The organism is Parasphingomonas puruogangriensis, from assembly GCF_036663635.1.
Taxonomy (GTDB): Bacteria; Pseudomonadota; Alphaproteobacteria; order Sphingomonadales; family Sphingomonadaceae; genus Sphingomonas.
The window spans coordinates 111,465-132,885 of record NZ_JAXOJI010000006.1 but is presented as its reverse complement, the minus strand read 5'-3'; the positions used below and the strand labels follow the sequence as shown (position 1 = coordinate 132,885).

The following is a 21,421-nucleotide window of genomic DNA, read 5'->3' as shown; positions in this document are numbered from 1 at the left end:
CGGGGAACTGCCCGCCCGGGCGCGAAGCGTTACATCGCCACCCTATCCAACAACCGCTCGATCCCCGCCACCACCGCGGGCTCGCACAAGGTCGGCGTATGCCCTACCCCCTCGACCGTCACCAATTCCGCCGTCCCTGCCCCCGATGCGGCCAGCGCCTCGGCCATCCGCGCCGCGGTCCTTGGCCCCAGCACGTCCGATCGCTCGCCGCGCACGATCAGCGTCGGCACGCCCTGCAACTGCTCGAGCGCGCGCCACATGTCCGGCCCCGCTTCGTTGCCCGGCACGCGGAACGGCTCGGCGATCTTCATGTCGTAATCCAGCACGATGCGGCCTGCGCTGTTGAGCCGGTACAGCCGCTTGGCCATGCCCAGCCAATCGTGGATCGTGTAATGCGGATAGACCTCGCTATTCCCATCCATCACCGCGCGCGCGGCATGCATCCAGGTCGGCCAGGTGTTCGATTTGCCGACATAGGTGCGGATCCTGCTGAGCCCGGCCGTCTCGATCTCTGGCCCGACATCGTTGAGCAATGCGCCGACGATCTTCTCGCGCGCCGTGCCCGCCAACAGCATCGTCACGATCCCGCCGAGCGAGGTGCCGAACGCCACGTAGCGCTCCACTGCCAGTTCACCGAGCAACGCCTCGATGTCCTGCACATAAGTCAGCGGCACGTAGCTCATCGGATCCTTGGCATAACCACTCTCGCCGCGCCCGCGCAGGTCGATCGCGATCACCCGCCACTCCCCCGCCAGCCGTTCGGCAAGCGCGGCATAATCACGCGCATTGCGGGTCAGTCCCGGGATGCACAGGATCGGCGGCTTGTCCGCGGGGCCCGGATAATCGCGGTAATGCAGCCGCACCCCGTCGTTCGACCACCAATATTTGTTTTCGTAAGCGGCCATGGTTGCGTCCCGGGGTTGCAGACCTCCATATTGCTGGATGACCCTCTCCCCGCAAGCATATCGGCCCGAAGCGGCAATCCTCGATCTGGGAGACGCGTTCTACGATCCCGTCGCCGCGGCCGATTTCCCCGCCACGATCCTGCGCTTCCGCAATGATCGCGCGGCGCGCCAGGTCGGGCTCGACACGCTGTCGAACGACGATTGGCTGGCGCATTTCGGCCGCTTCCAACCGCTCCCCGCCAGCCTCGAACGGCCGCTGGCACTGCGCTATCACGGCCACCAGTTCCGCAACTACAATCCCGACATTGGCGACGGTCGCGGCTTTCTGTTCGCGCAAGTGCGTGATGAACGTGACCGCCTGATGGATCTCGCCACCAAGGGCAGCGGCCAGACGCCGTGGAGCCGCTTCGGCGACGGCCGCCTGACGCTGAAAGGCGGGATGCGCGAAATCCTCGCCACCGAAATGCTCGAGGCCTTGGGCGTCGAAACGTCGCGCACCTTCTCGCTGATCGAAACCGGCGAGGCGCTGACCCGCGGCGACGAACCCTCCCCCACCCGCTCGGCGGTGATGGTCCGGCTCAGCCATGGCCATATCCGCATCGGCACGTTCCAGCGCCTCGCCCATCTGCGCGACGCGGAGAACATGCAGCGTCTGGTCGGCTACGTGCTACGCAATTTCTACGGCGAGGAGCCGGGTGACGATGCCCCCGCCCGCTTGCTCACGCTCGTGGTCCAGCGCACCGCCAAACTCGCCGCCAGCTATATGGCCGCCGGCTTCGTTCACGGCGTGCTCAACACCGACAATATCAACGTCACCGGTGAAAGCTTCGACTACGGCCCGTGGCGCTTCAACCCCAGTTGGGATCCCGCCTTCACTGCCGCCTATTTCGACCAGCAAGGCCTCTACGCGTTCGGCCGCCAGCCCGAGGCGATCCACTGGAACGCGATGCAACTCGCGGTCGCCTTGCGCGCGCTGAGCGAGGCGCCGCCACTGATCGACGCGCTCGATACGTTCGGCGATCTCTATCAGTCGGCGGTGAGCAGTGCGCTGCTCTGGCGCCTCGGCTTCAATCCGCTCGATCCCGAGCAGGATCGCGCGCTGATCCAGGCGATCGAACCCGCGCTACGCGACGGCGCCATCCCGCTCGACCGCTTCTTCTTCGACAGCTTCGCGCACGGCATTCCCGCAAGCTATGGCGACGCCTTCGCTCCGGCCCGCGCACTTCTTGCCGCCTACACCCCGCGCAAGGATCGCGCGCACGCTTACTGGCAGGGCGAACCGTGCAGCATGCTGATCGACGAGGTCGAGACGCTCTGGTCCGCAATCAATGAACGCGACGATTGGGGGCCACTGAACGCCAAGATCGCCGCAATCCGCCAAATGGGTGAAGCCCTGGGCTGATCCAGCTCCCCTCGCTGGAAGGGAGGGGCTGGGGGTGGGTCGGTATGAGGCAGTCGCTGCATTCCCTCGATAGCGAGCCACCCCCGCCCCCTCCCTTCCAGGGAGGGGAGTTGAGAAGGTAGACCCTCCCCAAATTCTAAGGCAAAGACCTCCTCCATGTCCGCCGAACTCATCAGCCACGAACCCGCCACCGGCGCCCTGCTGTGGCGCGCACCGATCGGCGATGTAGACCAGGAAGTCGCCACCGCGCGTGCCAGTTGGGCCGCCTGGGCCGCGCAACCGCTTACCGTCCGCATCGAAACGTTGCGCCGCTTCGGCAACGTCGTGCGCCAACGCGCCGACGCGTTCACCGATCTGATCGCGCGCGAAACCGGCAAGCCCTTGTGGGAAGCGCGCACCGAGGTCGACTCCGTCATCGCCAAGGTCGACATCTCCGTGAAGGCCAATTCCGAGCGCACCGCGCAGCGTCGGCTGGATGCGCCAATGGGCAGCCGCATGGCGCTGCGGCACAAGCCGCACGGCGTGCTCGCGGTGCTCGGCCCGTACAATTTCCCCGCCCATCTGCCCAACGGCCACATCGTCCCCGCTCTGCTGGCGGGCAATGCCGTGGTGTTCAAACCGTCGGAAAAGACGCCCGCCACTGGCGCGTTCCTGGTCGATTGTTTCCACGCCGCCGGTGTGCCGCAAGGCTGTATCCGTGTGCTGATCGGCGGCCCCGACGAGGGCAAGGCGCTCGCCGCGCATGACGGTATCGACGGTCTCCTCTTCACCGGCTCGGCGCGCACCGGCATCGCGCTCAACCGCGCCTTCGCCACCAAGCCGGAAAAGATCCTCGCGCTGGAAATGGGCGGCAACAACCCGATCATCGTGTGGGAATCGCCCGATCTGCATTCGACCGCCGCGCTGATCGTGCAGTCGGCCTTCACCACCGCCGGCCAGCGCTGCACCGCCGCGCGCCGGCTGATCATCGACACCCGCAGCTACGACCAGGTGATCGAACAGGTGTTGAAAGTGACGGCGAAGATCATCGTCGACGAACCGCACGCCAGCCCTGCGCCGTTCATGGGCTGCGTGATCGACAATGAATCCGCCGATCTGCTGACCGAGAGTTTCGTCGAGTTGATGATGCGCGGCGGCCGCCCGCTGCGCCACCCCGAGCGCCCGATCGCCGGCCGTCCGTTCCTCACTCCCGGCCTGATCGACACGACCGAGCTTGCCGAGCGTCCCGACATCGAATTGTTCGGGCCGATCCTGCAGGTGATCCGTGCGGAAACGTTCGACGATGCCATCGCCGAAGCGAACAATACGCGCTACGGGCTCAGCGCCTCGCTGATCAGCCAGAACCCGGCCTTGTACGACCGCTTCTGGGCCAATGCCCGCGCCGGCATCGTCAATTGGAACAAGCCGACCAACGGCGCTAGTTCCAGCGCCCCGTTCGGCGGCATCGGCTGGTCCGGCAATCATCGCCCCAGCGCCTATTATGCAGCAGATTATTGCGCCTATCCAGTGGTCAGCAACGAAGCAGATCAGGCGCGGGCGAGCATCGGCATCGGCCTGCGGGACGGTTAGAACGCATGAGATGGTGCGAAGCCATATCGTCATCGTCACCCCGGGCTTGACCCGGGGCCCAGCTGCCTTGAAGCAGGCGTGGAAGAAGAAGAAGAAGCTGGGCCCCGGCTCAAGGCCGGGGTGACGGATCGGGGATGGTCGTTGATCTGCTGACGTTCGGCAGCCTTGCGCCCCCCGCCCCCACCCCTTAGCTCCTCCTCATGCGCATCCTCACTCTCCTCGCCTTTACCCTTGCCACCCCCAGCCTCGCCGCCCCGCCGCGCAAGCCCGCCGGTATTGTCCGCGTCCAGCTCACCACCGCCGCCGGCCCCATAACGCTCGCGCTCGACACCCGCCGCGCCCCCGAAACCACGAAGAATTTTCTCGCTTATGTCGATGACGGCCGCTTCGACGGCGCGATCATCTACCGCGCCGCGCGCAGCAAGAATGCGCCGCAATACGGCTTCATCCAGGGCGGCATCCGCACCGACGCGCGCCGCATCCTGCCGCCGTTCAAGCACGAACGCACCGACCAGACCGGCATTACCCATACCGACGGCACGATCAGCATGGCGCGTCGCACCGAACCCAATTCGGCCGGAGGCAACTTCTTCATCACCGTCGGCGCGCTGCCCAGCTTCGACGCCAAGGGGTCGTTTCCCGGCTATGCCGCATTCGGCCACGTCACTGCCGGCATGCCGACGGTCAAGCGCATCCTGGCGGGCCAGACCGGCGGGGCGATGCGCGGCCAGATGCTCCTTAAGGGGATCCGCGTGATCAGCGCCAAGCGGCTCGACGGCCCGGCCAAGCCCACCGGCCAGGTCAAGCCATGGCTGGTGAAGAAGTAGCGGCGCGCGCAATGTTGCACCCCGGCAACAGTTGGTAACAACCGTAATATAACCGCTGCGGACCGATTGTCAGACGACGGTGGCTCGGTCACCTTCCGCCCAAGCAACTTGGGGGAAAGTCGATGACATCGAAGGCCTTGTTACGCTGCAGCGCCGCCATACTTGCGGCAACACTCCACACCGGCGTCGCCCACGCCCAGTCCGTCGAAACCCCCGCCACGATCGCCGATGACGCGCCGGGCGAAGACATCGTCGTCACCGGCTCGCGCATCCGCCGCGATCCGCTCGACAATGACAGCCCCGTCGTGCTGATCGACCAAACCTCGCTCGCGCGCACCGGCCTATCCTCGGTCGCCGATGTTCTCCAGCGCCTGCCCAGCGCCAGCGGCGGGCTGAACTCGAAGGTCAACAATTCCGGCAATCTCGGTAACCCACCCGACGGCGGCGGCGTCGGCGCCGGCTCGGCCGAGATCGACCTGCGTTATCTCAGCTCCAAGCGCACGCTCGTGCTGGTCGATGGCATCCGCTACGTCCCCGGCACCAGCGGCAGCGGCATCCCCGCCACGGTCGATCTCAACACCATTCCCGGCAACATGATCGAACGCGTCGAGGTGCTGCAATCGGGCGCCTCGTCACTCTACGGCTCGGACGCGATTGCCGGCGTGGTCAATGTCATCACCGTCGCCCAGCAGGAGGGCCTGCGCGCGTCGGCGCAGTTCGGTACGTTCCGCCAGGGTGATGGCCATACCCAGGATTACAATCTCAGCTACGGCGTGAAGGGGCCGCGCACCAACGTCGTGTTCGGCGGCTCCTATGTGAAGCAGGAAGCGGTGCGCTCCAGCGATCGCTCGATCTCGCTCTTCCCCAATCCCGGCCAAACGGCGTGCACCGATCCGATCGGCGGGTGCAGTTCGGCCGCGGTCAATGGCCGCTTCCTCGGTTCGTTCGGCAACCTGACCATCTCGAATCCGCCAAACGGCAATCCCACGCTTGCCGACCTGCGCCCGTTCGTCGCATCCGACCGCTTCAACTTCGCGCCGTTCAATTACATCCTGACGCCGTCCGAGCGCTACGGTGCCTGGCTGAGCTTCAAGCAGGAACTCAGCGACACGCTGAATCTGCGCATCAAGGCGGCGTACAATCACCGCAAGTCGCAGAACCAGGCCGCCTTCCTTCCCCTGTTCATCGGCCCCGACGCAGGCAACGGCGCGGGCAGCCTGTTCGATACCTTGTCGATCGACGCGACCAACCCATACAATCCGTTCGGTTACACGCTCTCTGCCGGCAAGCCCGGCGAAGCACCGGCCAATTACTCGTTCATCGCCCGCCGCCTGGTCGAGGCCGGGCAACGCACCTTCGACCAACGCGTCGACACGATGACCGGCACGGCCACGCTCGATGGCTCCTTCGCGGTCGGTGACAAACGCTGGTATTGGGACGCCAACGCCTCGTTCGGCCTCAACAACGCGCACCAGAGCTTTACCGGCAACGTCAACGCGGCGCGCGTCGCGCAGGCGATTGGCCCGCTCGCGCTCTGCACCGGCGCGTGCGTGCCGCTCAACCTGTTCGGCGGTGCCGGCTCGGTCACTCCCGACCAGCTCGCTTTCATCGCCTTCACCGAACGCGACAAGAGCGAACAGCAGCTCTACGATTATACCGCCAACCTCAATGGCGATCTGTTCGATCTGCCCGCCGGCCCGGTCGGCTTCGCCATCGGCTACGAACATCGCATCCAGATCGCCAGCTTCGATCCCGATCCGATCGTCGCCGCCGGGCTCGGCGCGGACATCCCGTCCAAGCCGTCGGCCGGGCGCTACAATTCGGACGAATTCTACGGCGAGTTGCGCGTGCCCTTGCTCAAGGACACGCCGTTCTTCAGCTCGCTCGAACTCAACGGCTCGGTCCGCCACGCCGATTATTCGATCAGCGGCGGTAGCACGACCTATACCGGCGCGGCCTTGTGGAAACCGGTCCCCGATCTGCTGCTCCGCGGCTCCTACGCCACCGGTTTCCGCGCGCCGAGCCTGGGCGAATTGTTCGGCGACCGCTCGCGTTTCGATCTGCCCGCCAACGATCCCTGCACCAGCGCTGCCGGCGGCCTGTTCCAGAGCAATGCCACGGTGCGCGCCAATTGCATCGCCGATGGCGTGCCGGCCGACGGCAGCTATGCCGAGGATCAGGGCGGCCAGCTCCCCGTGCTGACCCGCGGCAATCGCAACCTACGCCCCGAAAAGTCGCGCAGCCTGTTGTTCGGCGGGGTCTACTCCCCCGCCTGGGCGCGCAATTCGGGCGCCAGCTTCAGCCTCGAGGCGAATTATTACGACATCCGCGTCACCGACGCGATCGCCGCGGTCGACGCCAACGTCAAGCTCAACAATTGCGCGCTGCTTGGTGACGCCGCAAGCTGCGCGCAAATCGTCCGCACCGCCAACGGCTTCATCAACGAGATCGACGCCACGCTCGACAATCTCGATGCGATCCGCACGCGCGGGCTGGACGCTACGCTCAACTATCGCTCGCCACAAAGCTCGGTCGGCACGTTCGGCCTGTCGGTCAATGCGACCCGCCTGCTCAAATACACCCTGTCCGCCTCCAACGGCCTGGTGGTCATCGACCGCAAGGGCACGGAGCGCGGCAGTCCGGACCAGGCCTTCCCGGAATGGAAGGGCAATGCCACGATCGATTGGGCCTATGGTCCGATCGCCGCATCGTTCACCGGGCGCTACATCGACGGAGTCACCGAGCGCGACGCCAATGGCGATCCGAACGAGATGAAGAGCCGCATCTATGGTGACGCCCAGATCATCCTCTCCCCCGCAATGTTCGATAATCGCTTTGCCTTCACGATCGGCGTCAACAACGTCTTCAACACCGATCCGCCGGCCTGCTTCAGCTGCAGCCTGAACAATTTCGATCCGACGACCTACGACGTGCCGGGCCAGTTCGGCTATCTCAGGATCTCGTACAAGATGTGACCGCGCTTGCCCTAGACGTCGATCGTGCTGGGCACGGTCGACGTCTAGGGTTTCTCATCACGATCGATCCGCTGCGCCATCAGCGCGGCCTTCCGGTCGCCCGAAAAGCCTGACTGACCGGAATACAGCCCCCCCAGATACGCCAGATCGAAACCGGTCATCTCGGGCTGGGCAGCCTGCCCCGCCCCCACATCGTCGAACATCGTGAGGATAGACGACCGCCCGAGTTGCGCCGGCCGGTCGGTCCGGATCGCCGCCAATCCCACCATCGCCGCATAATCGGCAATCTGCCCGAGCGTCAGGCCGACGGATTTGCGCCGGTCGATCACCACAAAGGCTAGATCGACCTCCTGCCGTACGGGCACGGACAGGCGGGACATTTCGGCGTTAAGCACAGTGTACGCGGATCTCGATCCGGGCATATCGGCGCCCGCGACCGGGCCACCGTCACGCCGCTTGGGTGCCGTAGATTGCCATGTCCAGCTCGGGCCGGCGGATGCCAGAAGCCTCATCCGATCATGCAGCGGCATCGTGTCGAACAGCGTTGGGCGCTTGCGCCGCAGGGCATTGACGAACGCGGTGCCGTTCTCGGCCATGACGATCGTCAGATTGGGTTTGCAGCCCGCTTTGTCGACGCGCAGCTTCAACCGCCCCGCCACCTGCCGCACCCGCGTCTCTATGATCACGCCATGCGGTCGCGGCATACCGATCGCCACAGGGCAGATGGGCGTTTCAAATCGCGGCAATTGCCCTTCCTGCATATCCGAAATGGCGCGGATCTCGTTGGTCGTCTCGTTGGCGCCGCGGCGTTTGCCGGTCACGACGATATCGCGACCATCATCCGGGCGCTTGGCCTCGTCCTGCGGCGGCGTCTGCGCCTGTGCCGCTGGCACGGCGGCGGTCAAAAACGCCGATACAAGTACCGCGGATCGGTCCAATGCCATCGGGACGTCCCTTCGAAGCTGGGCAAGCTATTCTGCGCCCACAAAATTATTCTCGTCAAAGGTTTCCGTCAATCGTCTAGGGGCCTGCTACTTCGCTCACCCGCAAAAGTTTCCCTACCCCCGCGACAAGCAACCTTCGGTTGCGCTCACCGTCCCACACAGCCATCTGACAGCGATGGCCAGTCTCCTCGATCCCACCGCCCGCGGGCGTGTTATTCTCGTCGGCGCCGGGCCGGGCGATCCCGGCCTGCTCACCGTCCGCGCGGTCGAAGCGCTGCGTCAGGCCGATATCGTCGTGCATGACGGGCTGATCGATCCGCGCGTGCTCGATATCGCGCCGCCCACGGCGCAGCGCATCTCGGTCGCCAAGCAGCGCGCCCGCCACACGCTGCCGCAGGAGGCGATCAACGCGCTGATCGTCGCGCATGTGAAGACCGGCGCGATCGTCATCCGCCTCAAGGGCGGCGATCCGTTCATCTTCGGCCGCGGCGGCGAGGAAGTCGAGGCGGTGCGCGCCGCAGGTCTGCCGGTCGAAGTCATCCCCGGCGTGTCGGCCGCGCTCGGCTGTGCGGCGGAAGCGATGCTGCCGCTCACGCACCGCGATCATTCGAGCGCGGTCAGCTTCGTCGCCGGCCAATGCAAGGGCCTCGCCGATCAGGACTGGTCGGGCCTCGCTGGCCAGGGCCGTACGTTGGTCATCTATATGGGCGTCGCCACCGCCAGCGACATTGCCGACAAGCTCATGGCCGACGGCGTCGCGCCCGATATGCCTGTCGCGGTATTGGAAAAGGGCACGCTCGCCGGCCACCGCGCGATCAAGACATTGCTTGCCGATCTCGGGCAGATGGTAGACCGCGAAAGGGTCGCCAGCCCCGCCATCATCGTCGTCGGCGAAGTGGTGGAGTTGAGCGACGCCGAGGACAAATTGGCGCGCTGGGCGCGCATCGCAGAAAGTGCAGCATGAAGCTTCTTACCGGTAACGATCTGCCGAGCGGCGATGTGGTGTGGTGGGCCGGCCAGGGCTGGTCGCGCCATATCGAAGACGCGACCGATGTCGGCGACCAGGGCGAAGCGATCCTGCGCGCCGAAGAAGGCGCCCGCCGCGTCAACGTGCCCTATGTCATCGACGCCACGCTGACGGCCGAGGGCCCCCGCCCCGCCCATATCAAGGACCGTATCCGCGCTTTAGGCCCCACCGTGCGCCCGGACCTGACGCTGAAGCCGGCGGATCCGGCGGCGGGGAGCTGGGTGATATGATGGTTCATGCGGAGACGCGGAGACGCGGAGCAGAAGGTTTGTTCGCGCAGAGGCGCAGAGAACGCAGAGATGTAGCTCTTGCCGCGAAGCGGCTCTCCAATCCAAGCCGCAAAGTAGGATCTTCCGCTAACGCGGAAGCGTGCCTCGACCGCCTCTTCTCCGCGTCCTCCGCGCCTCTGCGCGAACTAGCCTTCTGTTCTTCCTCCGCGTCTCCGCGCCTCCGCGCGAACCACTCCTCCTTCGCGCCATCGCGCCACCGCGAGCAAAAACATGTATAAATACGATAGCTACGACCAGCAGATCGTCGACGATCGCGTCGAGGAATTCCGCGACCAGGTGGAGCGCCGCCTAGCCGGCCAGATCACCGAGGATCAGTTCAAGCCGCTGCGGCTGATGAACGGCCTCTATCTCCAGCTCCACGCCTATATGCTGCGCGTCGCCATACCGTACGGCACGCTCGACAGTCGCCAGATGCGCATGCTCGCGCATATCGCGCGCAAGTACGACCGTGATTACGGCCATTTCACCACGCGCCAGAACCTGCAGTTCAACTGGATCAAGCTCGAGGATGCGCCTGACATCCTGGCCGAACTGGCGACGGTCGAAATGCACGCCATCCAGACGTCGGGTAACTGCATCCGCAACATCAGCGCCGACCAATATGCCGGCGCCGCGGCGGACGAAGTCGCCGATCCGCGCATCTGGGCCGAATTGCTGCGCCAGTGGAGCACCTTCCACCCCGAATTCACCTATCTGCCGCGCAAGTTCAAGATCTGCGTGATTGGCGCGGAGGAGGATCGCGCGGCGATGCGCCTGCATGATATCGGCATCCAGATGGTGAAACGAGATGGCGTGCTCGGCGGCCGCATCTATGTCGGCGGCGGCATGGGCCGCACGCCGATGATCGCCCCCGAGATCCGCGATTTCGTCCCCGCCGACGATCTGCTGAGCTATCTCGAGGCGTGCCTGCGCGTCTTCAATCGCTACGGCCGGCGCGACAATATCTACAAGGCGCGGATCAAGATCCTGGTCCACGAGATCGGCGCCGACGAATATCGTGCCCAAGTCGAGGAAGAGTTCATCGCCGTGAAGGCGCTCGGCCTCGATCCGCCCCAGGCCGAATTCGAGCGCATCACCCAGATGTTCGCCGATCCTGCGTTCGTGGCGGATGACGGCGCCGTCGTCGATCGCAGCGATCCCGACTTCGCCGTCTGGCTCGATCAGAACGTCAAAGCTCACAAGCAGCCCGGCTATGCGATCGTCAATATCAGCCTGAAACCGCAAGGCGGCATCCCGGGCGATGCAAGTTCGGCGCAGATCGAGGTCATGGCCGATCTGGCAGAACGCTTCAGTTTCAATGAGTTACGTGTAACTCATGCTCAGAACATCGTTCTTCCCCATGTCCATAAGCGTGACCTTGCGGAAATTTGGGCCACGCTCGACGCCGCCGGCCTCGCGCCCGCCAATCTCGATCTGATCAGCGACATCATCGCCTGCCCCGGCCTAGATTACTGCAGCCTGGCCAATTCCCGCTCGATCCCGCTGGCGCAGAAGATCACCGATCGTTTCGCCGATCCCGTGCGCCAGCGCGACATCGGCGAGTTGAAGGTCAAGATCAGCGGCTGCATCAACGCCTGCGGCCATCACCATGCCGGACACATCGGCATCCTCGGCGTCGACAAGAAAGGCGTGGAGAATTTCCAGCTGTCGCTCGGCGGCTCGGGCGCGGAGGATGTCAGCCTCGGCAAGATCACCGGCCCCGGCTTCGACGAGGACGGCGTGGTCGATGCGGTCGAGCGCGTCACGGATACGTATCTTGGCCTCCGCGAAGAGGGCGAACGCTTCCTCGACACCTATCGCCGCGTCGGCATGGCCCCATTCAAGGAGGCGATCTATGGATAAGCGCGATGTCGTCTTCCCGGCGGGCCGTCAGGCGCTGTACGAGAGGAACCGTTATTCCCCAGCGATCCGTGCCAACGGTTTCCTGTTCGTATCCGGCCAAGTCGGCAGTCGCGAAGACGGATCGGTCGAACCCGATTTCAAAGCGCAGGTGCGCTTGGCGTTCGACAATCTCAACGCGATCCTCGCGGCTGCGGGATGCACGTTCGACGACGTCATGGACGTCACCGTCTTTATCGTCGATCCGGAAGCCAATTTCCCGGCCGTGATGGAAGTGCTGCCCGACTATTGGGGCGAGGCGCCGTACCCGACACTGACCGGCATCGGGGTGACGTGGCTGTATGGTTTCCAGTTCGAGATCAAGGTGATCGCTCGGCTGCCTGAGGAAAAAGCGGCATGACCGACACTCTCTTGCGCTATCGCACCGACGCCCCGCACGAAGAACCCGCCGTCACGCTCGACGCGTTCCTGGGGCAAACCAACGCCACCGCGGTCCGCATCGAGGCCGGCGACGATGCGCGCGCGCTGCTCCCGCATCTCGGCCAGATTGCTTTGGTAGAAATCAGCTTCCCCAGCTTCCGCGACGGCCGCGGCTACAGCGCGGCGCGCATCCTGCGCGAAGCCGGTTATGACGGCGAACTGCGCGCGCAGGGCAACGTGCTGGTCGATCAGCTACTGCCGATGCGCCGCTGCGGCTTCGACAGCTTCGCGCCCGAATCCGAGATCGACGCCGCCACCGCCGAGGCCAGCCTGGCGCGCTACGAAAACTATTATCAGACGGCCGCCGACGGCATCGTGCCGGTGTGGAAGAAGCGGCATGGCTGAGGCCGCGCGCGTTCTCGACTATGTCGACGTGACCCCGTTCACCAAGGTGGACGCGGCCGAAATGAACGCGCGTTTCGCTGGCGTCCCCACGCGAGACATGCTCGCTGAGTTGCTCGCCGGCGAACTCAAGGGCCGCATCGCCGCCGTCTCCTCCTTCGGGGCCGAAAGCGCTGTGCTGTTGCACATGGTGGCAGAGATCGACCGCGACGTGCCGGTGATCTTCGTCAACACGCAGAAGATCTTCGGCGAGACGCTGCAGTACCGCGACGAACTCGCCGAGCGTCTGGCGCTCACCGATTTGCGCGTGTTCCGCCCCGATCCCCGCCTGCTCGCCAAGAAAGACGCCACCGGCCTGCGCTGGAATTACGATCCCGACGGCTGCTGCGACCTGCGTAAGGTCGAACCGTTGCGCCGTGCGCTCGCCCCCTTCGACGCGTGGATCTCCGGCCGCAAGGGCTTCCAGGCCGGCACGCGCATCGCCATGCCACGCTTCGAGGAAGACGAAGGGCGGTTGAAGCTCAACCCGCTCGCCGACTGGGACAAGCCCCGGCTCGAGGCGTATTTTGCCGAGCATCAATTGCTGCGTCATCCGATGGAAGCGCAGGGCTATCCCTCGATCGGCTGCGCGCCGTGCACGAGCAAGGTACAACCGGGCGAGGATCCCCGCGCGGGGCGGTGGCGCGGCTGGGACAAGGTCGAATGCGGGATTCACGTGGCGGAAAAGCCCGGCGAAGAACCGGTTTTCTAGGGCGCCCGCCCTACCAAAAAAAATTCCGTCATGCTGAACCCGTTTCAGCATCCATCGTGCCGCGAACTCGTCCCGCCGTGAGCCGAACCGGCCACGCCCACACCCACCTCACAACGCGGGACTACCGGCCCGATGGATCCTGAAACAAGTTCAGGATGACGCCGGTTTGGGTGCGCCTTAATATCCACTCCCGACAAAATCCGAGAAGCGCGTAATACTCGGCTCGAACTTCAGCACCACCTTCCCGGTCGAACCGTGCCGCTGCTTCGCCACGATGAACTCCGCGAGCCCGAACACCCGCTCCATGTCCGTCGCCCAGGCCGCATGATCCTCGAAGATTTTCGCATTATCCCCCTCGGTCGGCCGCTTGGGCTCCTTCGCCGCGACGTAATAATCCTCGCGGAACACGAACATCACGATATCCGCATCCTGCTCGATCGATCCCGATTCACGCAGATCGGACAGCTGCGGGCGCTTGTCCTCGCGCTGCTCGACCTGGCGGCTGAGCTGCGACAGCGCCAGCACCGGCAGGTTCATGTCCTTGGCGAGCGTCTTCAGCCCGCGCGAAATCTCCGAAATCTCCTGCACGCGCCCGTCGCCCGAGGCCTTTGCCGATCCCGTCAGCAGTTGCAGGTAATCGACCACCACCAGCCCGATCTCATTATTATGCCGCCGCTGCAGCCGCCGCATGCGCGTGTGCAAAGCACCGATCGTCAGGCCCGCCGTATCGTCGATGAACAACGGCAGGTTCTCGAGATCGGCCGCCGCCGCCGCCAGCTGATTGAATTCCGCACGGCTGATCTTGCCCATGCGCAGCGCCTCGCCGCTGATCCGCGCCTGCTCGGCCAGGATACGCGTGGCGAGCTGGTCGGCGGACATTTCCAGGCTGAAGAACGCCACCTTCGCGCCCATCGAGGCCGAATGCTCCATGCCGTCCTGCCGGTCGCGCATGTAGCGCTGCGCGGCGTTGAACGCGATGTTGGTGGCGAGCGCCGTCTTGCCCATGCCGGGGCGCCCGGCGAGGATCATCAGATCGGAATGGTGCATGCCGCCGATCTTGGCGTTGATGCTGTCGAGCCCGGTGGTGATGCCTGACAGATGCCCGCCCGAATTGAGCGCCTTCTGCGCCATTTTCACTGCCAGCGTGGTGGCCTGGGCAAACGTCTTGATCGCGCTCTCAGTGCCGCCATCGGCCGCGACCTTGAACAATTCCTCCTCGGCTAGCTCGATCTGCCCGCGCGGATTGACCTCCTCGGACGTGTCCATTGCCCGCTCGACCAGCCCCCGCCCGACCGTCACCAGCGTGCGCAACATTGCCAGGTCATAGATCTGCTTGGCGAACTGCCGCGCCCCGATCAGCCCCGCGCCGCTGCCGGTCAGCTGCGCCAGGTAAGCCGGCCCGCCCAGCTCCTTCATCCCGGCATCGCCCTCGAACATCGGGCGCAGGGTGACCGGCGAGGCAAGCATGTCGTTGGCGCGCGCGGTCTTGATCGCCGCGAAGATCCGCCCGTGCAGCGGCTCGAAAAAATGCTCCGGCTCGAGCTTGTCGACCAGATCGTCGGCCAGACGGTTGTCGATCATCATCGCGCCCAGCATCGCCGCTTCCGCCTCGACATTCTGCGGCAGCTCGGTGGTTTCGGGGACGGGTTGAATCGGGATGATGGATGCCATCCCCGCGTCATAGCCGCCCGCGCCGCGGGCTCAAGCTGCTTGCGCCGAACCGCCTGTGGATAACGAGGATCATTGCCCTGCCGCCCTGCCCGGCGGTCGCGTCGGTTGCGCCGCGGCGAGCGATGTCGTCATATGACGCGACTTGGAGGAAGCGAAGATGTCCACACTGCAAGATGCCGGCGTCGATGCAACGCACTCCCTGCTCACCCGCCGTGCGGTGCTGCTCGGCCTGGCCGCGCTACCGCTAAGCGACCTCGCCGCGGCCCCCGCCGCGCGCTCGGCCAAGGCGCTGATTGCTGCCGCCCGCCGCCAGGTCGGCGTAACGCTCAGCTACGACCCGGCTTACACTCGCTTGCCCTTCCCCGGCGGCGACGTGTCCCGCGCGAAAGGCGTGTGCACCGACGTGCTGATCCGCGCCTATCGCGACGCCTTAGCGCTTGATCTGCAGCCGCTGGTCAACGCCGACATGCGCGCTAATTTCGCTGCCTATCCGCGCCGCTGGGCGCTCAAGACGACCGACCGCAGCATCGACCACCGCCGCGTCCCCAACCTCGCCACCTTCTTCGCCCGCCAGCACGCGAAATTACCGATCCCGCGCGATGCCGATGGCTGGCAGCCCGGCGACATCTTCACCAGCCTGATCGACGGTCGCCTGCCGCATATCGGCATCGTCTCGAATCGCGGCCGTGGCGTCGTCATCCACAATATCGGCGGCGGCGCGCGCGAGGAACCGGCGCTGTTCAACCATACGCTGACTGGTCGATACCGCTGGGCGCTAAGCGGCTGAGCGATTGAATTTCGTCGCCATCGATGCGACCATACGAATACGGCACTATAGACTGGGGGCAGCACTCCATGACCGGATTTCCACGAATAACCATCTTTGCGGCATCTTGCGGCGCGATCGCGGTTAGTTGCACGTCACCCGCCGCCCCACTGAAACAACTTGGCGACACGACCGTCGCAACAGCGCAGCTGGAGGTCGCAAGACAGATCCGGCGAGAAGCGGCGCTCATCGTGGCTGTGGCACCGCAATCGGTCATCGCGGAAGAGCCGCACGCGCCAGCCTTTCGCAAACAGAATTACACGGTCACTGGCAGGGTCGTGCGATGCTTCAAAGGCCGCCAGCGCCAGACGGACATCTCGTACATCATAACATCCGAAGGCCGGCCCGCGGCGCTGGAAAAGCCGCATATCGCTTTCCTTCGCAGGATGGGGGGGCAATGGGCGGCCATGGACGGGCCCATGTTCCGCGATTCTGCGCAGATGCGGGCGGGGCTGACCAAGATGACGCCGGGGTGCGGGCGATGATCGCGCTCCCCAGCTTCGCGGCAATGGTTCGGGCCTACCCCAACCACGCCAATCCCGCCGATGTCTTTGCGCTGATCGGCGGCAGGGTCTTGTCGAACAACTATCCCAATAGTTGAGTCATTCGCGTCAGCCGTGCGCTGAACTATTTGGGGCAGCCGATCCGACGCACGGCGGCAATGCTGACCAGTTCGGGATCGGACGGAAAATGGTATGCGCCGCGCGTCGCCGAGTTCGATGGCTATATGCGCCGCACCTATAGCGCCCCCGCGGTCGACGCCGACGGCCCCGCGCGCGGCCCCACCGAGCGTAGCGCCTTTAGCGGCAAGCGCGGCATCATCGAGTTCAAGGTGACCGGCTGGACCGACGCGACCGGTCATTTCGATCTGTGAGACGGCCTTCGCTGTATCCACCAGGACTATTTTGAAAAGGCCAGCCGTGTCAGCCTTTGGCTCGCGCCGCCATGATAGCGCGCCAGGCTATGGGACCGAGAAATACAAGGATGTAGACGGACCCGCATCACTAGCTCGGCGGCGCACCGCGACCCACGCATTGTCCCCCGCCCGCATCCCTTATAGGGCTGGCCCATGGCCGACCCGCGGATCATCAATGTCGAGCTGGACGAGCGCACCATCCTGTGGCGCTCGGCGGATATCGAGCAGGAACGGCGCATCGCCATCTTCGATCTGATCGAGGGCAATCATTTCGCGCCGCAGCGGGTCCATCCCGATGGCTATGCCGGCCCGTACAAGATCGCGCTGAGCGTAGAGGACGGCCGGCTCGGCATCGCCATCAACCGCGAAGACGATAGCCATCTTGAGACCTATGTCCTCGGGCTCGGCCGCTTCCGCCGCCCGATCAAAGACTATTTCGCGATCTGCGACAGCTATTATGCCGCCATCCGCAACGCCACCCCGGCGCAGATCGAGACGGTCGATATGGCTAGGCGGGGCATCCACAACGAAGCGGCAGAATTGCTGAAGGAACGGCTGGAGGGCAAGATCGAGATCGATTTCGACACCGCCCGCCGCCTCTTCACGCTGATCTGCGTGCTGCACATCAAAGGCTGATTCCGTGGCAGTGCGACTGGCAGGCGTGCGCATCGGCCGCGCCGGGGCGATGGCCATCGTGCTCGCGGTGATCGCCATCACGCTGTGGGTGGTGGCGCGCGGCTGGCATCCATCCGATCGCACCTATGCCTTCCAGGGCATCGATATCGGCGCCGAACAGGGCCCGGTCCATTGGCCGACGGTCGCCGCAGGGGGCGTGGACTTCGCCTATCTGCGCGCGACCATCGGCGCGACCGGCCGCGATCCGCAATTCGCCACCAGCTGGGCCGATGCCGACACGGCCGGCATGCGCCGCGGCGCGGTGCACGTCTGGTCGTTCTGCAGCCCCGCCGCGGATCAGGCGAACAATTTCAACACCAATGTGCCCCGCGCCGACGATGCCTTGCCCGCCGCGTTGCTGATCGACTTCGCCGAGGATTGCGCCACTCGGCCCGAGCGCGACGTCGTCGTCGAGGGCGTCACGCGCTTCGTTACGATGGTCGAGGCGCATACCGGCAAGCCGATGCTGCTCAAGATCTCCGGCCCGGTCGAACAGGCTTACCAGCTCTCCGCCGCGATCGAACGCCCGCTTTGGACCATACAGAACTTCCTGCCGCCCACTTATGCCGCGCGCCCGTGGCGCATGTGGCAGGCGAGCGACATGCGCCGTATAGACGGCCTGAACGGCCCCATTCACTGGAACGTAGTCGCCCCATGACGCTCGATGACCAAATCCGCGACCGCTTGATCGCCGCCGCTCGCGACGCCGCCACCCGCGCGCATGCGCCGTATTCCAGCTTCGGCGTCGGCGCGGCCGTCCTGCTCACCGACGGCAGCGTGGTGACCGGCGCCAATTTTGAAAATGCCAGCTACGGCCTGTCGTTGTGCGCCGAGACGGTCGCGCTCGCCACGGCGAGCAGCGCCGGTCGCCTCGCCGACGTCGTCGCTTTGGCGGTCATCGGCGGCGCGATCGTCGGCGGCAAGGTTACCGGCGACACCCCGGTCAGCCCTTGCGGCCGCTGCCGCCAGGTGATCAACGAAGCCGCCCAGATCGGCCACCGCGAGATCATCGTGTGGTGCGGCAGCGCCGAGGGGGACGTGGTCGAGCGTCACCTTCTGTCCGACCTCCTGCCCTATGCTTTCGGCCCCGCCGATCTGGGCATCGGCTGAAGCGACTGGTGCCATTGGCGACGGTCAGGGTTCCAGCAGCGCCTTGTCCAGCGCCGGGCGCAGCCCCGGTTCCAGCGCCCGACTGCCATCGACCGTCAAATGGTGCGTGTCTTCGAACAGGATCACGCCGCCGCGTTCGGCATGGCAAAAACGAGCATCGCAAAGCGCCTGGGAGGGATCGAAGGCACGTATCGATGGCGCCGCAGCAACCAGCGCATCGATCGCGCGGTTGGATCGCGTGCGGAGGGGGTTCGCTTGCCCCAATGGCACTCGGCATCCCTCCCTGGAACGGCGGCTGAGACATTGCGGCACGTTGAAGGGGAAGGTCGGCGTATCGCGCGTCAGGATCAGACGTAAGCCGCTCGTTCGGCCAAGCGCAATGAGCGTCGCCAGCTTCGAATGAGCGTCCAGCGACGCGATCGGATCGGCCGAAGGGGCAGCAAACGGCGCCCCGCCGCTCGGCCATCGCACGCCGATCATGACCCCGATCAAGCGTCCCGATTTCGCCAGATCCCGGATCGCGCCCAGCACGGCATCGTTAATGCTCCGGCATTTTCGCAACGACCGTGCATCCATCGTTTTCAGGGTCACCGATATCTCTTCCCCGAACACGCTACACCCGCCAACGACGCGCGGCAGCACAGCGACATTGCGTTCCTGCCCCTAGCGATCGAGCATGGGTTGCAGATGGCGCCCATGCGAATCTCCCATCAACAGCAAAATCCGCCGCGCATCCCGACGCCCGAGCAGGCAATCCTGCGCGGGCGCGAGTTGCTGGAAATCGCTCTGGTAATTTTCGCAGGAAACGGGCGTGTTGGGCCGCTTGTCACTGGATTTCATGGCGCTGGCGATCTGCCGCAAGCGGGGCGACTCGCGCAGTGTGGTGTTGGCGTAATTTAACGTCACCGTTGCCGCCGCCGCGCCGATCGACAGCATGGCCAGGCCGGCGATCAGGCTGGTCGGCGTGGGACGAAAAATGCGCCACGATTGGCGTCGGATCGGCGCCTCGACCACATGGTAGCTGATCGCGCTCAACCCCAGCGATAGCAAAACCGCCAGCACGATCGTCGCATCATGCGCCTGGCCCAGCCCTTCGGTGCGGACCAGCGCCAGCACTGGCCAATGCCACAGATACCATCCGTAAGAGAGCCGCCCGATATAGACGATCGGCGGCAGCGACATCATCCTGGCGACCGCATTGCCCGGCTGCAGCGCGCCCGCGCCCAGCAGCAAGGCTGCGCCGATTGTCGGCACGAGCGCGGTCCAGCCGGGAAACGGCGTATCCTGATCGAATGCCCAGAGCGCGATCGCGATCGCCGCCAGGCCCAGGATCGCGAGCGGCGCGCCGGCCGGATAGCGCGTCGGCCGGACACCGGCGACGGCGAGCGACAAGATGGCGCCGAGCGCAAACTCCCAGGTGCGGAACGGCGTGAGGTAGAAAGCAAATTTGGGCCGCCACGCGGTCGCCATGCCGCACAGGATGAGCGATATGACGAAGACGGCGACGAACAGCGTCCACAGCGCGCGCCGTCGGGGCTGGTGCACCCTATCCGCCAACCGAGCGCTTAACGGGATCAACAACGGCCACACGATATAGAATTGCTCTTCGACGGCGAGCGTCCAGGTATGCAGCAGCAGGAACATCTCCGGGGCGGCGGCGAAATACCCCGATGGCTGCAGCGCGAAGAACACGTTCGACGCGAAAAACAACGCCGCCAACGTGGACCGGGCCAACAGCTGCAGTTCCCCGATTGCTGGCAGGCGCCACAGCCCCACGGCCAACGTCGTAAGCAGCATGGCGAGCAATGCCGGCAACAGGCGGCGGACGCGCCGGGCATAGAAATTGGCCAAATCGATGCGGCCGGACCGCTCCTGTTCGCGCACCAAGATACCCGTGATCAGGAACCCCGAGATGACGAAGAAGATATCGACGCCGATAAAGCCGCCAGGAATCAGTGTCGGAAAATCATGGTAGCCGACCACGGTAACAACCGCGATTGCTCGGATACCATCTATGTCTTCGCGATAGGTGAGCATTTCGTGGCTCAACGAAGCTCTTCCGGATCGCGCGCGGACATCGTTCGCATGAGTTGTTCGCTTTACTCCCCGCTACGATCGTAACGTCCGCGTTGCGATCCGCAAGACGCTATCCGATCATCCGCTATGACGGTGCCACACTGTCGCCTTCACCCTGCCCCGGATCGCCCACCGCCGCGCTTTCCCGCGCGCCCCCCTTGTCTATCGCCCGCATTCCCGCGACAGGATGACCACGCAATAAGAGGGAATGCACAATGTCCGTCATGTCCGATCGCTGGATCCGCGAACAGGCGCTGGACACCGGCATGATCGAGCCGTTCGTCGACGGCCAGAAGCGCGACGGTTGCATCAGCTACGGCCTGTCCTCCTACGGCTATGACGCGCGCGTGTCGGACGAATTCAAGATCTTTACCAATATCGATAGCGTGATCGTCGATCCCAAGGATTTTGCCGCCAACAGCTTCGTCGATCGCAAGACCGATGTGTGCATCATCCCGCCCAACAGCTTCGCGCTGGCCCGCACCGTGGAATATTTCCGCGTGCCACGCGACGTGCTGGTCATCTGCCTCGGCAAATCGACCTATGCGCGCTGCGGCATAATCGTCAATGTGACGCCACTGGAGCCCGGCTGGGAGGGCCATGTGACGCTGGAATTCTCCAACACCACGCCGCTGCCGGCCAAGATCTACGCCAATGAAGGCGCCTGCCAGTTCCTGTTCCTGCAGGGCAACGAGCCGTGCGAAGTGAGCTATGCCGACCGCGCCGGCAAATATATGCGCCAGACCGGGGTGACGCTGCCGAAGATTTGACGGCACGGAGCGGCGTTTCTTCGCCG

General features: G+C 65.0%; 21 protein-coding genes and 1 pseudogene. 17 read left to right on the top strand and 5 right to left on the bottom strand.

Features of this window, described 5'->3' with window-relative positions:
• Positions 1-29: 29 nt before the first annotated feature.
• Positions 30-905: an alpha/beta fold hydrolase gene (locus U1739_RS15040; RefSeq protein ID WP_332709382.1), complete on the bottom strand. Its 876-nt coding sequence runs from the start codon at positions 903-905 to the stop codon at positions 30-32.
• A gap of 37 nt (positions 906-942) precedes the next feature.
• On the opposite strand from U1739_RS15040, the gene U1739_RS15035 reads away from it, so the two are divergent.
• The 4 genes from U1739_RS15035 to U1739_RS15020 all read left to right on the top strand — a co-directional run bounded on the left by U1739_RS15035 (position 943) and on the right by U1739_RS15020 (position 7,678).
• Entirely contained in the window at positions 943-2,307 is a 1,365-nt protein-coding gene (locus U1739_RS15035; protein WP_332709381.1) for a protein adenylyltransferase SelO, read from the top strand.
• A gap of 156 nt (positions 2,308-2,463) precedes the next feature.
• Positions 2,464-3,876: a succinylglutamate-semialdehyde dehydrogenase gene (gene astD, locus U1739_RS15030; RefSeq protein WP_332709380.1), complete on the top strand. Its 1,413-nt coding sequence runs from the start codon at positions 2,464-2,466 to the stop codon at positions 3,874-3,876.
• Between the two features lie 200 nt (positions 3,877-4,076).
• Positions 4,077-4,703: a peptidylprolyl isomerase gene (locus U1739_RS15025; RefSeq protein ID WP_332709379.1), complete on the top strand. Its 627-nt coding sequence runs from the start codon at positions 4,077-4,079 to the stop codon at positions 4,701-4,703.
• A gap of 122 nt (positions 4,704-4,825) precedes the next feature.
• Positions 4,826-7,678 (top strand): TonB-dependent receptor domain-containing protein, encoded by a 2,853-nt coding sequence (locus tag U1739_RS15020; RefSeq protein WP_332709378.1) that lies wholly within the window; start codon positions 4,826-4,828, stop codon positions 7,676-7,678.
• A gap of 44 nt (positions 7,679-7,722) precedes the next feature.
• Here the strand turns inward: U1739_RS15020 and U1739_RS15015 are convergent, their stop codons facing one another.
• The gene (locus U1739_RS15015; RefSeq protein WP_332709376.1) at positions 7,723-8,622 is read right to left on the bottom strand and encodes a hypothetical protein; all 900 of its coding nucleotides are present in this window, start codon (positions 8,620-8,622) and stop codon (positions 7,723-7,725) included.
• A gap of 175 nt (positions 8,623-8,797) precedes the next feature.
• On the opposite strand from U1739_RS15015, the gene cobA reads away from it, so the two are divergent.
• From cobA to U1739_RS14985, 6 genes are all read left to right on the top strand, one after another.
• Entirely contained in the window at positions 8,798-9,586 is a 789-nt protein-coding gene (cobA, locus tag U1739_RS15010) for a uroporphyrinogen-III C-methyltransferase (RefSeq protein ID WP_332709375.1), read from the top strand.
• On the top strand, positions 9,583-9,879 hold the full coding sequence (locus tag U1739_RS15005) for a DUF2849 domain-containing protein (RefSeq protein WP_332709374.1): 297 nt from the start codon (positions 9,583-9,585) through the stop codon (positions 9,877-9,879). Before cobA ends, U1739_RS15005 begins: the two co-directional genes overlap by 4 nt.
• Positions 9,880-10,149: 270 nt before the next feature.
• On the top strand, positions 10,150-11,781 hold the full coding sequence (locus tag U1739_RS15000; RefSeq protein ID WP_332709373.1) for a nitrite/sulfite reductase: 1,632 nt from the start codon (positions 10,150-10,152) through the stop codon (positions 11,779-11,781).
• Complete coding sequence (locus U1739_RS14995; RefSeq protein WP_332709372.1) at positions 11,774-12,178, top strand: RidA family protein; 405 nt, start codon at positions 11,774-11,776, stop codon at positions 12,176-12,178. Before U1739_RS15000 ends, U1739_RS14995 begins: the two co-directional genes overlap by 8 nt.
• Positions 12,175-12,603 carry a DUF934 domain-containing protein gene (locus U1739_RS14990; RefSeq protein WP_332709371.1) on the top strand — a complete coding sequence of 143 codons (429 nt, stop codon included), beginning with the start codon at positions 12,175-12,177 and terminating at the stop codon, positions 12,601-12,603. Before U1739_RS14995 ends, U1739_RS14990 begins: the two co-directional genes overlap by 4 nt.
• Positions 12,596-13,351, top strand: a complete 756-nt coding sequence (locus U1739_RS14985; protein WP_332709370.1) for a phosphoadenylyl-sulfate reductase — start codon at positions 12,596-12,598, stop codon at positions 13,349-13,351. Before U1739_RS14990 ends, U1739_RS14985 begins: the two co-directional genes overlap by 8 nt.
• Before the next feature lie 177 nt (positions 13,352-13,528).
• On the opposite strand, the gene U1739_RS14980 is transcribed toward U1739_RS14985, so the two are convergent.
• Positions 13,529-15,022: a replicative DNA helicase gene (locus U1739_RS14980; protein ID WP_443025574.1), complete on the bottom strand. Its 1,494-nt coding sequence runs from the start codon at positions 15,020-15,022 to the stop codon at positions 13,529-13,531.
• A gap of 157 nt (positions 15,023-15,179) precedes the next feature.
• Between U1739_RS14980 and U1739_RS14975 the strand changes: the two genes are divergently transcribed.
• The 6 genes from U1739_RS14975 to U1739_RS14950 all read left to right on the top strand — a co-directional run bounded on the left by U1739_RS14975 (position 15,180) and on the right by U1739_RS14950 (position 18,549).
• A complete protein-coding gene (locus U1739_RS14975) occupies positions 15,180-15,809 on the top strand; it encodes a DUF1287 domain-containing protein (protein ID WP_332709369.1) in 630 nt (209 codons plus the stop codon).
• A gap of 68 nt (positions 15,810-15,877) precedes the next feature.
• On the top strand, positions 15,878-16,333 hold the full coding sequence (locus tag U1739_RS14970) for a hypothetical protein (RefSeq protein WP_332709368.1): 456 nt from the start codon (positions 15,878-15,880) through the stop codon (positions 16,331-16,333).
• A gap of 119 nt (positions 16,334-16,452) precedes the next feature.
• Positions 16,453-16,722, top strand: a complete 270-nt coding sequence (locus U1739_RS14965) for a T6SS effector amidase Tae4 family protein (RefSeq protein ID WP_332709519.1) — start codon at positions 16,453-16,455, stop codon at positions 16,720-16,722.
• Positions 16,723-16,917: 195 nt separating this feature from the next.
• Positions 16,918-17,400: a UPF0262 family protein gene (locus U1739_RS14960; protein ID WP_332709367.1), complete on the top strand. Its 483-nt coding sequence runs from the start codon at positions 16,918-16,920 to the stop codon at positions 17,398-17,400.
• Positions 17,401-17,404: 4 nt separating this feature from the next.
• A complete protein-coding gene (locus U1739_RS14955) occupies positions 17,405-18,097 on the top strand; it encodes a GH25 family lysozyme (protein WP_332709366.1) in 693 nt (230 codons plus the stop codon).
• A complete protein-coding gene (locus U1739_RS14950) occupies positions 18,094-18,549 on the top strand; it encodes a cytidine deaminase (protein WP_332709365.1) in 456 nt (151 codons plus the stop codon). Before U1739_RS14955 ends, U1739_RS14950 begins: the two co-directional genes overlap by 4 nt.
• Positions 18,550-18,573: 24 nt before the next feature.
• Here the strand turns inward: U1739_RS14950 and U1739_RS14945 are convergent.
• Together U1739_RS14945 and U1739_RS14940 are read right to left on the bottom strand one after the other, a co-directional pair.
• A pseudogene (locus U1739_RS14945) lies at positions 18,574-19,194 on the bottom strand (SGNH hydrolase domain-containing protein); the annotation flags it as partial.
• A gap of 18 nt (positions 19,195-19,212) precedes the next feature.
• The gene (locus U1739_RS14940) at positions 19,213-20,598 is read right to left on the bottom strand and encodes an acyltransferase family protein (protein ID WP_332709364.1); all 1,386 of its coding nucleotides are present in this window, start codon (positions 20,596-20,598) and stop codon (positions 19,213-19,215) included.
• 242 nt (positions 20,599-20,840) lie between these two features.
• Here U1739_RS14940 and dcd point away from each other — a divergent pair, with 242 nt between their 5' ends.
• Positions 20,841-21,395: a dCTP deaminase gene (dcd, locus tag U1739_RS14935; protein ID WP_332709363.1), complete on the top strand. Its 555-nt coding sequence runs from the start codon at positions 20,841-20,843 to the stop codon at positions 21,393-21,395.
• Positions 21,396-21,421: the final 26 nt, after the last annotated feature.

What these genes read in the sequence shown, in the direction of transcription:
- U1739_RS14960 (WP_332709367.1), top strand. Translation starts at nt 16,918, where the DNA reads ATGGCCGACCCGCGGATCATCAATGTCGAGCTGGACGAGCGCACCATC.
- U1739_RS14950 (WP_332709365.1), top strand. Translation starts at nt 18,094, where the DNA reads ATGACGCTCGATGACCAAATCCGCGACCGCTTGATCGCCGCCGCTCGC.
- U1739_RS15040 (WP_332709382.1), bottom strand. Translation starts at nt 905, where the DNA reads ATGGCCGCTTACGAAAACAAATATTGGTGGTCGAACGACGGGGTGCGG.
- U1739_RS15020 (WP_332709378.1), top strand. Translation starts at nt 4,826, where the DNA reads ATGACATCGAAGGCCTTGTTACGCTGCAGCGCCGCCATACTTGCGGCA.
- U1739_RS14970 (WP_332709368.1), top strand. Translation starts at nt 15,878, where the DNA reads ATGACCGGATTTCCACGAATAACCATCTTTGCGGCATCTTGCGGCGCG.
- U1739_RS14975 (WP_332709369.1), top strand. Translation starts at nt 15,180, where the DNA reads ATGTCCACACTGCAAGATGCCGGCGTCGATGCAACGCACTCCCTGCTC.
- U1739_RS15025 (WP_332709379.1), top strand. Translation starts at nt 4,077, where the DNA reads ATGCGCATCCTCACTCTCCTCGCCTTTACCCTTGCCACCCCCAGCCTC.
- U1739_RS15000 (WP_332709373.1), top strand. Translation starts at nt 10,150, where the DNA reads ATGTATAAATACGATAGCTACGACCAGCAGATCGTCGACGATCGCGTC.
- U1739_RS15005 (WP_332709374.1), top strand. Translation starts at nt 9,583, where the DNA reads ATGAAGCTTCTTACCGGTAACGATCTGCCGAGCGGCGATGTGGTGTGG.
- U1739_RS14990 (WP_332709371.1), top strand. Translation starts at nt 12,175, where the DNA reads ATGACCGACACTCTCTTGCGCTATCGCACCGACGCCCCGCACGAAGAA.
- U1739_RS14980 (WP_443025574.1), bottom strand. Translation starts at nt 15,022, where the DNA reads ATGGCATCCATCATCCCGATTCAACCCGTCCCCGAAACCACCGAGCTG.
- cobA (WP_332709375.1), top strand. Translation starts at nt 8,798, where the DNA reads ATGGCCAGTCTCCTCGATCCCACCGCCCGCGGGCGTGTTATTCTCGTC.
- dcd (WP_332709363.1), top strand. Translation starts at nt 20,841, where the DNA reads ATGTCCGTCATGTCCGATCGCTGGATCCGCGAACAGGCGCTGGACACC.
- U1739_RS14985 (WP_332709370.1), top strand. Translation starts at nt 12,596, where the DNA reads ATGGCTGAGGCCGCGCGCGTTCTCGACTATGTCGACGTGACCCCGTTC.
- U1739_RS15015 (WP_332709376.1), bottom strand. Translation starts at nt 8,622, where the DNA reads ATGGCATTGGACCGATCCGCGGTACTTGTATCGGCGTTTTTGACCGCC.
- U1739_RS15035 (WP_332709381.1), top strand. Translation starts at nt 943, where the DNA reads ATGACCCTCTCCCCGCAAGCATATCGGCCCGAAGCGGCAATCCTCGAT.
- U1739_RS14995 (WP_332709372.1), top strand. Translation starts at nt 11,774, where the DNA reads ATGGATAAGCGCGATGTCGTCTTCCCGGCGGGCCGTCAGGCGCTGTAC.
- astD (WP_332709380.1), top strand. Translation starts at nt 2,464, where the DNA reads ATGTCCGCCGAACTCATCAGCCACGAACCCGCCACCGGCGCCCTGCTG.